Raw genomic sequence first — 12,381 nt, forward strand, 5'->3', positions numbered from 1 at the left:
ATGTCCGACGAACCGTCGTGGCAATTGAATAAGGACTACACATCATGCGTCACGGTAAGGTTCATCGTAAGCTCAACCGCACTGCTGAACATCGCAAGGCGATGTTCGCCAACATGTGCGCGTCGCTGATCAAGCACGAGCAGATCGTCACCACGCTGCCGAAGGCCAAGGAGCTCCGCCCGATCGTGGAGAAGCTGGTCACCCTCGGCAAGAAGGGCGGCCTGCACATGCGCCGCCAGGCGATCAGCGAAATGAAGGATCAGGATCAGGTCCGCAAGCTGTTCGACGTGATCGCCAAGCGCTACGCCGACCGCCAGGGCGGCTACACCCGCATCATCAAGGCAGGCTTCCGCTACGGCGACAACGCGCCGATGGCCGTCATCGAGTTCGTCGATCGCGACGAGGATGCCAAGGGCCTCGATTCCGGTCCGACCCAGGAAAAGAAGTCGGAAGCGGCGTAAGCCACTTCCATCGCGGTTTTAAAAGCGGCGCCTTGTGCGCCGCTTTTTTATTGAGCGCCCGGATGAACAAGCGGTCTGGAAATTTCGATCTGATGCGCCTGGTCGCTTCGTTCATGGTGCTGTGGTCGCACCAGTTCGCGCTGACCGGTTTTCCGGAGCAGGCGATTCCATGGGCCGCCACCTGGGGCGGATTCGGCGTCCTGATTTTCTTCGCCATCAGCGGCTATCTGAATGCGCAGAGCTTGTTCAGGTCGCAGTCGGTCGCCGTCTTTCTGACCAGCCGCGCGTTCCGCATCTTTCCGGCGCTGGTCGTCTGCGTCGCGTTCTGCATCGTTCTCGGCGCCTGCGTCACCACGCGGGAGTGGCCAGCCTATCTGCTGCCGGAAGGCGGCCTGTTCGCGCGCAACGCACCGCTATCGTTCCTGTGGCGAAATTCAACGCTGTTGTTCGGGCTCGACTACGAGCTTCCCGGCGTGTTCGACGCCAACATCTATCCGAGGGCCGTCAACGGCTCGCTCTGGACCCTGCCGCACGAGGTGAAGCTATACCTCGCAATGGCCATCATTGCGGTCTGTTGCCGGTTCAAGCCGATGGTCTTTGCCGTTGTCATGATTGCCGGCGTTGCGGCGCTGATGCTGTTCGGCCTGGCGCGGCCGCTCGCACCGCTGCTCGACGGGAAATATCTTGCCACCTTCGCGGTCATCTTTGCCTCCGGCGCCGGCCTTGCGCTGCTCGAGCGACGGATCGGATTGGTCCCGGCATTGGCGACGATGGCATTGCTGTTGCTGGGGTTCGCGATTGGCGACAGTGGCAGTGCGGGATTTCTTGTCGCAGTCGTCATCGGCTGCGTGGTGCTGAACCGGGTGCCGCTGCCGTCCTGGCTGATGCCCAGGGCGGACATTTCCTACGGCGTCTACCTGTACGCGTTTCCGGTCCAGCAACTGGTGTCGAACTGGTCCGGAAGTTTCTGGATCCGGCTCGGCATGGTCGTCGTGATCGTGACCATCCTGGCCATCCTTTCTGCGCGATATGTCGAGCAGCCTGCGTTGCGGTTGCGTAAGAGGCTCGGGCGATCTGACAATTCAGGCCTTCCGTCGCGCGGTCCGGCTCACTAGCTAAACTTTCAGCTTGCGAGTGGCGGGGCAGGTGTTTCGCAGAACGTCGCCGGCGCGATGCAACTCATGACGAGCGGGAGAAAATGATGAAGATCGATCTTTCCGGAAAAACGGCTCTGGTCACCGGCTCGACCTCCGGCATCGGCCACGCCATCGCCAGGGGGCTGGCGGCGACCGGCGCCGAGGTCGTCGTCAACGGCCGCACCCAGCCGAAGGTTGACGCCGCGGTCGCGGAGATCGTCAAGGCCGTGCCGGGCGCCAAGGTGAAGGGTGTCGCGGCCGACGTCTCCACCGCCGCCGGCTGCGCAAAGCTGGTCGCAGCATTGCCTGACGTCGACATCCTCATCAACAACGCCGGCATCTTCGAGCCGAAGGGCTTTTTCGACATTCCGGACGAGGACTGGACCCTCTTCTTCGAAGTCAATGTGATGTCGGGCGTGCGGCTGTCGCGCGCCTACATGCAGGGCATGCTGAAGCGCAACTGGGGCCGCATCGTTTTCATCTCGTCGGAGTCCGGGCTCAACATCCCCAAGGAGATGATCCATTACGGCATGTCGAAGACGGCGCAGCTGGCGATCTCGCGCGGTCTCGCCGAACTGACGCGCGGCACGGCGGTGACCGTCAATTCGGTGCTGCCGGGGCCGACCATGTCGGAAGGCGTCGAGACCTTCGTCAAGGATCTCGCCAGGCAAAACGGCGAGTCCTTGGACGAGGCTGCGGCCAACTTCGTCAAGCAGAACCGGCCGACCTCGCTGATCCAGCGCTTCGCCAGCGTCGAGGAGATCGCCAACATGGTGGTCTATGTCAGCTCGAAGGAAGCGTCAGTGACCAATGGCGCGGCGCTGCGCGCCGAAGGCGGCATCGTGCAGACAATTGCCTGACGCCGGCCACGATTGTCGTCCCCGCCTAGCGCGCCTTCGGCGCGCGCGGAGCGGGGACCCAGTACACGCAGGCCTGAGTGTACTGGGTCGCCCGGTCCTGGCGCGCAATTGCGCGCCGGCCGGGCGACGACAGTTGTGTGCGTTCGAGCGCTACCAGCCTTCCAGCACGATCTTGCCGACCGACTTGCCGGACTCGATCAGCGCGTGCGCACGCTTGAGGTTGGCGGCATTGATGGTGCCGAAGGTCTGCTCGAGCGTGGTGCGCAGCACGCTTTTGTCGATCATGTCGGCGACGTCGCTGAGCAGTCTATGCTGGCCGATCATGTCCGCGGTCTGGAACGATGAGCGGGTGAACATGGATTCCCAGTGCAGCGATCCGGCCTTGCCCTTCAGCAGCGAGAAGTTGACCGAGGCGGGATCGTCGATCACGCCGATCTTGCCCTGCGGCGCCAGGATGTCGGCGAGCGCCGGAAAGTGATCCTGGGTGCCGGTGAGGCTGGCGATCAACGCCACCTCCGGGAGCTTTAGCGCCGCGATCTGGTCCTTCATCGGCTTGCTGTGGTCGATCACGGCATGGGCGCCGAGCTCGCGGCACCACTTCACCGTCTCCGGCCGCGACGCGGTTGCCAGCACCGTGAGCCCGGTGAGCCGCCGCGCCAGCTGGATCAGGATCGAGCCGACGCCGCCGGCGCCGCCGACGATCAGCAGGGTGCGCGGGTCGACGCTGCGGCCGGGCAGGGCGCCGAGCCGGTCGAACAGCAGTTCCCAGGCGGTGATCGAGGTGAGCGGCAGGGCCGCGGCCTGGGCAAAGGACAGCGTCTTCGGCTTCAGGCCGACGATGCGCTCATCCACCAGGTGGAACTCGGCATTGGTGCCCTGGCGCAGGATCGAGCCGGCGTAGAACACCTCGTCGCCGGCCTTGAACAGGGTGACGTCGGGGCCGACCGCATCGACAATGCCGGCGGCGTCATAGCCGAGGATCTTGTTGGGCTCGCCGTCGCGCGGCGCGGCGCGCATGCGCACCTTGGTGTCCACCGGATTGACCGAGACCGCCTTCACGGCGACGCGGATGTCGCGGCCGGCCGGCTCCGGTTTTGCAGCTTCGAAATCGACCAGCGAGTCCGCCTGATCGATGGGCAGGGATGTCTTGTAACCGACGGCCTTCATTCCGGATCTCCTGATCGCGCGTGACTGTGCGGGTGGAGTGGCGCGGCAGCCGGCCAATTGCAAGCAATCCGGTGCCCGGGGGCAGCCCGCGCTGCCCCCGTCTTTGTCTCAGGCGGCGTATCAGAACGCGACCTGGGTCCGCATCGCGAAGGCGTCGAGCTTCGACCCGGCATCGCCGGCATTGACCGCGCTGATCTGCCTGGCGACATCGCCATGCAGGTAGTCGAACATGAAGCGGATGTTGCCGTTGACGTACCAGTTGAGCGCGGCGGTGTAGACCGTCTGTCGTCCGCCGGCGATGCCGTTGGCGGTCGCGAGTTGGTCGTTGAGGTTGACGGTGCTCACGCGTCCGGCGATTTCCCAGGCGCCCCAGCCGCCGCCGGTCGCCGAGAACGGGTTTGCCGGCTTGATGCCGCTATAGGAGGCCGTGGCCGCGTTGTAGGCGTGGCTTTCACCGGTCAGCACGTAGCTCGCCTGGACATAGCCGCCGTCGAATTTCAGGCTCGGCAGCGCCGCAAAAGCGGTGCGGTCGATGTTGTACCAGAAGTACTCGCCCTGGAAATACAGCGACCCGTAGGTGCCCGCCGCTTCAGCGCTATAGACTTGTGCGCCGGAAACCCCTGCGATCGCTCCGGTCGAAACCAGCGAGGTCGGGTCGAGACGAAGCTCGGGCCGATCGCTCAGCGTGAGCGTCTTCGCTCCGGTGACCAGATTGTGCGAAGGCTCGATCAGGAACTGTGCGTCGCCGCCAAGATGGAACGAGTAGTCCTTGCCGCTGAGTACCTGGCCGGCGGCGCGTACGACGGTGCCGAACTGCTCGGTAGCGCCGTTCGGCGTCACGCTCGACGCCGAATGGATGGCGCCCGAGGATGGTCCGGTCGCGTAGGCGCCGATCCAGAATGAATCATTGTACCAGCGGGCGCCGAACGCCGAGCGGAAATCTCCGGCGGCGATGTTGGTGGCGATGATCCCCGCGGAAGCGCGTTCCATGAACAGGATATCGTTGGAACTGGTGGCCTCGTCGAGGGTGTATGGCACATCCATGATACCGCCTTCGATGGCGAGTTTGCCGCCGAAGGGTTTGAAGCCGGTATAGCTGAGATAGGCGTTCTCGACGCCGGAGACGCCGCCGCCCGGCAGCGAGCCTGCCGCCGCACCGCCGAAGCCGTCCGAGCTGCCGCCGAAGTCATAGACCAGAGAGTAGTTCCAGTCGCCGAAGAATTTTCCGACAAGGCCGATGCGGGCACGTCGGGTGTTGATGCCGTTGTCCAGCCGTTGCGGCGAGGTCGCTGCTGAATTCGGATGATAGTCGTAGCCGCCGGCGTCGAAATGCAGGCGGCTGGTGATGGCGACGCAGTTCTGCTGATCGGCGCTGCAGATCGTCGGGCGATTGTTTGGCATGGTGACGACAACGCCGGACGGCGGTGCGATCGGCCCCTTGGTGTAGGCCGCATTGGCATTGGCGACGCTGACCTTGACGTCGGCCTTTGCTTCGGCGGTCGTGGCCTTGGCGTTGGCATGCGCGGCGGCCGCCGTGTTGGCCGTCGTCTGCTTCTGCAACTTGTCGAGCTTCTGTTCCATCAGCTTGAGCTGCTGCTTCAGCAGCGCGATCTCCGTGTCGGCGCCGGCGGTTTCGGCGCGCGCCGGACATGCTGCGAGAACGCCCAGAACTCCAGCCGCAGCGGCGGCCGCCTTCCTCGTGATTTTCATGAGATCACCCCTGATGATGCGATGGCCAATTGGTTGCGCCAATCGCGATTCAAGGGAAGTCACCTTTTTGAAGTTCGGCATCGCAGCGCCGTCTTTTGTGGCCGACTGTGTCTTTCCGGAGCCCCATCGAGACTGTTTTGACAAACAGATGACGGTCGTCATGTGATGCGCGCATTGAAGCCATTCGCGGCGCCCGGATCCGGTCTGCGGGGTCGCCGGTCGAACCGATCGGTGGGCCGGGATTACCGGCAACGCACCCTTCTATTGCGCCGGCGAACGGCCTATATTGCCGGTAATTTCCCTGAGAGGCCCTGATGTTCCCCAATCTTCGCGCTGCTGCGACATTGACCCTTTGTGCCACCCTGCTGTCTGCCGCGACCGGCGGTGCCTTGGCGCAGGACCGCCGCGTTCCCGTCTCGCCGAACGAGATCCGGCTGTCCTATGCGCCGATCGTGCAGCGGGTGCAGCCGGCTGTGGTCAATGTCTACGCCGCCAAGACCGTGCAGGTGCGCAATCCGCTGATGGAAGATCCGCTGTTTCGCCGCTTTTTCGGCGGCGGCGGCGGCCCGCAGCCCGAGCAGATGCAGCGCTCGCTGGGCTCCGGCGTGATGGTCGATTCGTCCGGTCTGGTGGTCACCAACAACCACGTCATCGAGGGCGCCGACCAGGTCAAGATCTCGCTGGCCGACAAGCGCGAATTCGAGGCCGAGATCGTGCTCAAGGACAGCCGCACCGATCTTGCGGTGCTGCGCATCAAGGACGGCAAGGAAAAGTTCCCGACGCTGGACTTCGCCAACTCCGACGACTTGCTGGTCGGCGACGTCGTGCTGGCGATCGGCAATCCGTTCGGCGTCGGACAGACCGTGACCCACGGTATCGTCTCGGCGCTGGCGCGCACCCAGGTCGGGATCACCGACTATCAGTTCTTCATCCAGACCGATGCCGCGATCAATCCCGGCAATTCCGGCGGCGCGCTGGTCGACATGACCGGCAAGCTGGTCGGCATCAACACCGCGATCTTCTCGCGCTCCGGCGGCTCGCAGGGCATCGGCTTCGCCATTCCCGCCAACATGGTGCGCGTCGTGGTTGCTTCCGCCAAGAGCGGCGGCAAGGCCGTGAAGCGGCCGTGGCTCGGCGCGCGGCTGCAATCGGTGACCCCCGAGATTGCCGAAACGCTCGGGCTCAAGGCGCCGAGCGGCGCGCTGGTCGCCAGCGTCACGCCGGGCAGTCCGGCGGCGCGGGCAGGGCTGAAGCTCTCCGATCTCGTTGTCGCGGTGGACGGCCAGAAGATCGAGGACATCAATGCCTTCGATTACCGCTTCGCCACGCGCCCGCTCGGCGGCACCGCGCAGCTCGAGGTCCAGCGCAACGGCAAGCCGGTGACGCTGACGGTTCCCCTGGAAACTGCGCCGGACACCGGCCGTGATGAGGTCGTCATCTCCGGCCGCTCGCCGTTCCAGGGCGCGAAGGTCGCCAACAGCTCGCCGGCGCTCGCCGACGAGCTGCGGCTGGATTCCAGCATCGAAGGCGTGGTGGTGACCGAGCTCGCCGATGACGCCACCGCGGCCAGCGTCGGCTTCCAGAAGGGAGACATCATCCTCGCAGTCAACAACCAGAAGATCGCCAAGACCAGCGACCTGCAGAAGGCGGTACGCGAGCCCAGCCGGATCTGGCGCATCGTGCTGGTCCGCGGCGGCCAGCAGCTCAACGTCACGCTCGGCGGATGAGATTGCACGCAAATCTTTCGTGTCCCGGACGCGGTGCAGCGTTCTTTACGCTGCTCCGCAGATCCGGGACCGTACCGAACGCTGTCGATTCTGACGGTCCCGGATCTGCAGCGCACCACGCTGGCCCGCGCGATGCGCGATCCCGCGCGCTGCGCAGCGTCCGGGACAAGGTTGGTCAGCGCTGATGAGCCCGAAACATCCCCAGTCCACGAATCTGTTCGCCGCCGCCGGCCTCGAGCATGACGCGCCGCGTCCGCTGCCGGAGCGGCTGCGGCCGCGGGTGCTGGCGGATGTCGTCGGCCAGGATCACATCCTCGGCCCCGACGGCGCGCTGACGCGCATGCTGGAGACCCGCACGCTGGGCTCGCTGGTGTTCTGGGGCCCGCCCGGCACCGGCAAGACCACTGTCGCACGCCTGCTGGCCGATGCCACCGAACTGCATTTCGAGCAGATCTCCGCGGTGTTCTCCGGCGTCGCCGATCTCAAGAAGGTGTTCGAGGCCGCGCGCGCCCGCCGCGAGATGGGCAAGGGCACGCTGCTGTTCGTCGACGAGGTGCATCGCTTCAACCGGGCCCAGCAGGATTCGTTTCTGCCTGTCATGGAAGACGGCACCGTGGTGCTGGTCGGCGCCACCACTGAGAACCCGTCCTTCGAGCTCAACGCGGCGCTTTTGTCGCGCGCGCGCGTGCTGGTGTTCCAGTCGCTCGACTCGGCGGCGATCGAAAAGCTCTACGCCCACGCCGAAGCCATCGAAGGCCGGAAGCTGCCGCTCGACGCCGAAGCCCGCGCCGTGCTGGTGCGCATGGCCGACGGCGACGGCCGCGCCGCGCTGACGCTGGCCGAGGAAGTCTGGCGCGCCGCGCGAAAAGGCGAGACCTTCGACGCCGTGCAGTTGCAGGATATCCTGCAACGCCGCGCGCCGATCTACGACAAGTCCGCCGACGGCCACTACAACCTGATCTCGGCGCTGCATAAATCCGTGCGCGGCTCTGATCCCGACGCCGCACTATACTATCTCTGCCGCATGCTCGATGCCGGCGAGGATCCCCTATTCCTGGCGCGTCGCGTGGTGCGCATGGCGGTCGAGGACATCGGCCTCGCCGATCCGCAGGCGCTGGTGATCTGCAACGCCGCTAAGGACGCCTATGATTTTCTCGGTCATCCCGAAGGCGAGCTGGCGATTGCGCAGGCCGTCGTCTACATCGCCACCGCGCCGAAATCCAACGCGGTCTACATGGCCTACAAGGCGGCGACGGCTGCTGCGAAACAGGGCGGCTCGCTGCTGCCGCCGAAACACATCCTGAATTCGCCGACTCAACTGATGAAGTCCGAAGGCTATGGCGGCGGCTATCAATACGACCACGACACGCCGGAAGCCTTCTCCGGCCAGGACTACTTCCCGGAAGCGATGGGCCGCCAGCAATTCTACGACCCGCCCGACCGCGGCTTCGAGCGCGAGATCCGCAAGCGGCTCGACTACTGGGCAAGGCTGCGCGCAGCGAAGAACGCGGACGAGTAGGGTGGGTTAGGCGCTCTTGCGCCGTAACCCGCCATTGCGATCCGAAAAACGGTGGGTTACGCGCGCTCGTCCGCCGAAGCCCTCAGGGCGAAGGTGGATGCGCGCTAACCCACCCTACGATGTTCTTCGAGGTTCGCGTCTGTCATTCCGGGTCCGCTCGCCCACGGGCTCGCGCCCTGGAATGCGACCAGGCGTCGCGGTTCCCGTCGCGCGCTCGCTGGCCTTGGCGGCCTCCCGGGCGTATGATCGCGAAGCGTTTTCACGGGTGCCCGATGTCGATTGTCACACGTTGCTGCACGCTTGCCGTCGTCCTTGCCGCGCTATGCCCGGCCGCGCCGGCGCATGCCCAGGTCGCGCCGGTGCAATACTGGCTGCCCAACGGGCTGTTTGGTTTTGGCGGCGGCTGGACCGATGCCGGCGGCGCCGGCACCTATCGCAACTTTCCGGGTTTCGATGCCCGCTATGTCGCGCAGGATGCCTCGTCGGACTGGCGCGACAATTTTCGCACCGGCATGTTTGCCGGCAGCCAGAGTGGCAATATCGGTCTCAACGGTCTCGGGTTGAACGGCGCTGCCTCCGATTTCGGCGGGCTCTCCTATCAGAGCGCGCTGTCGGGCTACGCCTTCAAGGGCGCCGGCGATCTGCCGTCCAGCGTCTATGTCGGCTTCGACAAGTTGAACTACCGGCCGGGCATCGGCAGTCCGCTAGCGCCGTTCTCGAGCGATGCCAGCATCAACGCCGGCTACCGCGCCCGCGCCGGCGTCGCGTTCCAGCCGACAGCCAATGTCACCCTGTCGTTCGAGGCCAGCGTCACCCAGCAGGGATCGGGCGACAGCGATATCAATTCGCCGCTGCTGCCCGCGCTGTCGCCGTTCTCCGGCGTGCGACGCTAGCTAGTCGCAAGTAGCCCGCATGAGCGCGGCGGGCGAGTAGCGAGTGGGGCGGGTTAGCCGAAGGCGTAACCCGCCGACTCCGGATCTCGGCTCACGATGGTGGGTTACGGCGCAAGGGCGCCTGACCCACCCCACGCTTGCTCAATGCTTGTCCACCCCGTGCTTGGGCTGCACCGACCATGCCGGCGGTTCATCCTTCTTGTCGGCCTTGGCCACCGCCGCCGTCGCCTGCACCTTGTCGGCCGCGTGGTGGGTGGGCGCGTAGACCGTGTAGACCTGCATGGGCGTCGTCCCGGTGTTGGTGACGTTGTGCCATGTGCCGGCCGGCACCAGCACGCACCAGCCGTCCGTGACATCCTTTTCAAAGGAGAGTTTGTCCTTCGCGGCTCCCATCTGCACGCGGCCGCGGCCCGCGTCGAGGCGGATGAACTGGTCGGTCTCCGGATGGGCTTCGAGGCCGATGTCGCCGCCTGGCGGGATCGACATGAGTGTCACTTGCAAGTAGCGCCCGCTCCATGCGACGGATCGATAGTCCGTATTGGCCTTGGTTGCGCTTTCAATGTCGAACGATTGCGGCTTCGGCCCGATATCTGAAATCCTGGCGGCGGTATGGCTCATGACCCGTATCCTCATGCCTGCTGCGACGTGACGTCGCGCATCCCTTGGCGCCTCACCAAGTAATGGGTGGGGTAACGGTTCCAATTTGCGCGGCGGTTGTCGCTACGCTCATGCGGGCTTCGCGTTGCTGCAAAATCTCACGCTTGCCTCAGCAGACCGGCCGCCAGATGGCGGAACGCTGCGACAGCTTTGGCAAACACCGCGTGGGGATCGTCGGCCGCGGCGATCCATAGCGCGGCATTCAACGCCGCGCCGTTGATCAGCCGCGCAGCCGCTTCGGCATCGACGGGCTTGACCGTGCCGTCATCGATCAGCGCCTGGATGGTCTGCGTGGTGGCGCGCAGGCAGGCGGTCTGGCTCGGCCATTGCGAGGATCGCCGAGCACGGCGGGGCCGTCGAGCAGCACGATGCGCTGGATCTCCGGCTCCAACGCCATCTCGATATAGGCGACGCACTCGTTGAGAAATCCGAGCCACGGCGTCTTCGCGGGCAGCCGTGCTGCATGGGCGCGCGCCAGCATCTCCGCATCGATCTGCGCGATGACCGCCTGCAGCAGGCCCTTCTTGTCGCCGAAATGGTGATAGAGCGCCCCGCGCGTCAGGCCGGCCTGCGCGGTGAGGTCGTCCATCGAGGCCGCCGCATAGCCCCTGGTCGCGAAGGCTTGCCGGGCCGCTGCAATGAGCTTGGCCCGGGTCACCTGCATCATATCCGTCCGCCGTGTCGCCAGCATTGCTTCTGCTCACTCCAAAGTTCCGCGCCTGCGGATATTGACATACGCGCCGTATGTGTAAAACCTGCTCACATACGGAGCGTATATGAAAATCCGTTACTGCGGGGGCGTGATCAAACCGATGCCGCCCGCGATTGAAAGGACTTCACTGATGACCAAGCGCGACGCCGTTTTTCCGCCGGGCCGGCAGGCCCTCTACGACATCAACCGCTATTCGGCAGCCATTCGCTCCGGCGATCTGCTGTTCGTCTCGGGCCAGGTCGGCAGCCGCGCGGATGGCTCGCCCGAGCCGGTCTTCGACCGGCAGGTCCAGCTCGCCTTCGACAACTTGGCGGCGGTGCTCAAGGCGGCGGGCTGCACGTTCGACGATATTGTGGACGTGACCAGCTTCCACACCGATCCGGCCACGCAGTTCGATGCGGTCAACGCCGTCAGGCAGCGCGCGTTCGGCGAACCGCCGTATACGAACTGGACCGCGGTCGGCGTCAACTGGCTGGCGGGCTTCGATTTCGAGATCAAGGTCATCGCGCGCATTCCGCAGCAGCCGGCGTAGGGCGAGGGCGCGCAGGATGGGTCAAGCGTCTTCGCGAAACCCATCAACCACCGGCACGGGAGCGATGGGTTTCGCGGAGTTTATCATCGGGCGCGCTTCGCGCGACCCGGTGGCTCTACCCATCCTACGCTTGCTTGCCACGCTGGATCGTGCCCCGGACGCGATGCAACACGCAGTGTTGCTTCGCAGAGCCGGGGTCCCGGTGAAGTCCGTGCAGAGCGAGTTGGGCGGGTTAGCGCTCAGCGCGTAACCCAATATTTCCGGACCGCAGATTGTGTAGTGTAGTGTTACTACAATACGCTTGGCTCTGCCGGCAGGCAGTCGCCGATCCGGCGCTATTTCAAATCATTTTGGAGAAGGGGAAATCGGCGTCTTTCCACTATTGTTGTCTAACGTGAGGTGGGACTTGCGTCAAGTTGGGGCTCCCGTGCCATTGAATTGATCCTTGATTCGTTTGAAAAGGATTCTGGCCCATGTCAGCTCTCGCCAGCATGTTCGCTCAATCGTTTTTCCACGGGACGCGTGCCGATCTGCAAGCCGGTGACCTGATCGTCGCCGGCCACAAGTCAAATTTCACCGATGCCAAACCATTATCCTGGGTTTATTTTGCGAGCACGCTGGACGCGGCGATCTGGGGCGCCGAGCTTGCCGCTGGCCAATCGCCGCAACGCATTTATGTAGTGGAGCCCACCGGATCGATCGAGGATGACCCCAACCTGACCGATAAGAAGTTTCCGGGAAATCCAACGCTGTCCTATCGTTCCCGTGATCCTCTACGGATTATTGCCGAGGTGACAAATTGGCAAGGACACACCGTCGAACGGTTGCGACAGATGAAGGACGGGCTCGCCCGGATGAAAGCGGATGGTACCGCCCACATTATCGACTAGCGAGTAGGGCGGGTTAGCCGAGGGCGTAACCCGCCGATTCCGGATCGCGGCTCACGATGGTGGGTTACGGCGCAAGGGCGCCTAACCCACCCTACGCTTGCTGGTCGATTCAAATCG

General features: G+C 64.6%; 11 protein-coding genes and 1 pseudogene. 8 read left to right on the forward strand and 4 right to left on the reverse strand.

Features of this window, described 5'->3' with window-relative positions:
* The first annotated feature begins 44 nt into the window (after window positions 1–44).
* The 3 genes from rplQ (at window position 45) to ONR75_RS14300 (ending at window position 2,457) form a co-directional block, all read left to right on the forward strand.
* The gene (rplQ, locus tag ONR75_RS14290; protein WP_265083164.1) at window positions 45–461 is read left to right on the forward strand and encodes a 50S ribosomal protein L17; all 417 of its coding nucleotides are present in this window, start codon (window positions 45–47) and stop codon (window positions 459–461) included.
* A 62-nt stretch (window positions 462–523) separates the two neighbouring features.
* Window positions 524–1,576 carry an acyltransferase family protein gene (locus ONR75_RS14295; protein ID WP_265083165.1) on the forward strand — a complete coding sequence of 351 codons (1,053 nt, stop codon included), beginning with the start codon at window positions 524–526 and terminating at the stop codon, window positions 1,574–1,576.
* An 86-nt stretch (window positions 1,577–1,662) separates the two neighbouring features.
* Window positions 1,663–2,457, forward strand: a complete 795-nt coding sequence (locus tag ONR75_RS14300) for an SDR family NAD(P)-dependent oxidoreductase (RefSeq protein ID WP_265083166.1) — start codon at window positions 1,663–1,665, stop codon at window positions 2,455–2,457.
* A 150-nt stretch (window positions 2,458–2,607) separates the two neighbouring features.
* Here the strand turns inward: ONR75_RS14300 and ONR75_RS14305 are convergent, their stop codons facing one another.
* Window positions 2,608–3,624 carry a zinc-binding alcohol dehydrogenase family protein gene (locus ONR75_RS14305; protein WP_265083167.1) on the reverse strand — a complete coding sequence of 339 codons (1,017 nt, stop codon included), beginning with the start codon at window positions 3,622–3,624 and terminating at the stop codon, window positions 2,608–2,610.
* 120 nt (window positions 3,625–3,744) lie between these two features.
* Window positions 3,745–5,334, reverse strand: a complete 1,590-nt coding sequence (locus ONR75_RS14310) for an OprO/OprP family phosphate-selective porin (protein WP_265083168.1) — start codon at window positions 5,332–5,334, stop codon at window positions 3,745–3,747.
* 314 nt (window positions 5,335–5,648) lie between these two features.
* Here ONR75_RS14310 and ONR75_RS14315 point away from each other — a divergent pair, with 314 nt between their 5' ends.
* The 3 genes from ONR75_RS14315 (at window position 5,649) to ONR75_RS14325 (ending at window position 9,473) form a co-directional block, all read left to right on the forward strand.
* A complete protein-coding gene (locus ONR75_RS14315; protein WP_265083169.1) occupies window positions 5,649–7,061 on the forward strand; it encodes a DegQ family serine endoprotease in 1,413 nt (470 codons plus the stop codon).
* A 184-nt stretch (window positions 7,062–7,245) separates the two neighbouring features.
* The gene (locus ONR75_RS14320) at window positions 7,246–8,580 is read left to right on the forward strand and encodes a replication-associated recombination protein A (RefSeq protein WP_265083170.1); all 1,335 of its coding nucleotides are present in this window, start codon (window positions 7,246–7,248) and stop codon (window positions 8,578–8,580) included.
* A gap of 272 nt (window positions 8,581–8,852) precedes the next feature.
* A complete protein-coding gene (locus tag ONR75_RS14325; protein WP_265083171.1) occupies window positions 8,853–9,473 on the forward strand; it encodes a hypothetical protein in 621 nt (206 codons plus the stop codon).
* A 141-nt stretch (window positions 9,474–9,614) separates the two neighbouring features.
* Here ONR75_RS14325 and ONR75_RS14330 read toward each other — a convergent pair whose 3' ends face one another.
* Complete coding sequence (locus ONR75_RS14330; protein WP_265083172.1) at window positions 9,615–10,091, reverse strand: cupin domain-containing protein; 477 nt, start codon at window positions 10,089–10,091, stop codon at window positions 9,615–9,617.
* Between the two features lie 137 nt (window positions 10,092–10,228).
* A pseudogene (locus ONR75_RS14335) lies at window positions 10,229–10,821 on the reverse strand (TetR/AcrR family transcriptional regulator).
* A gap of 151 nt (window positions 10,822–10,972) precedes the next feature.
* Between ONR75_RS14335 and ONR75_RS14340 the strand changes: the two are divergent.
* Together ONR75_RS14340 and arr are read left to right on the forward strand one after the other, a co-directional pair.
* On the forward strand, window positions 10,973–11,374 hold the full coding sequence (locus ONR75_RS14340) for a RidA family protein (protein WP_265083658.1): 402 nt from the start codon (window positions 10,973–10,975) through the stop codon (window positions 11,372–11,374).
* 473 nt (window positions 11,375–11,847) lie between these two features.
* Window positions 11,848–12,264 carry an NAD(+)--rifampin ADP-ribosyltransferase gene (gene arr, locus ONR75_RS14345; protein ID WP_265083173.1) on the forward strand — a complete coding sequence of 139 codons (417 nt, stop codon included), beginning with the start codon at window positions 11,848–11,850 and terminating at the stop codon, window positions 12,262–12,264.
* The last annotated feature ends 117 nt before the right edge of the window (window positions 12,265–12,381 follow it).

Source organism: Rhodopseudomonas sp. P2A-2r (assembly GCF_026015985.1).
In the GTDB taxonomy this organism is placed as follows: Bacteria; Pseudomonadota; Alphaproteobacteria; order Rhizobiales; family Xanthobacteraceae; genus Tardiphaga.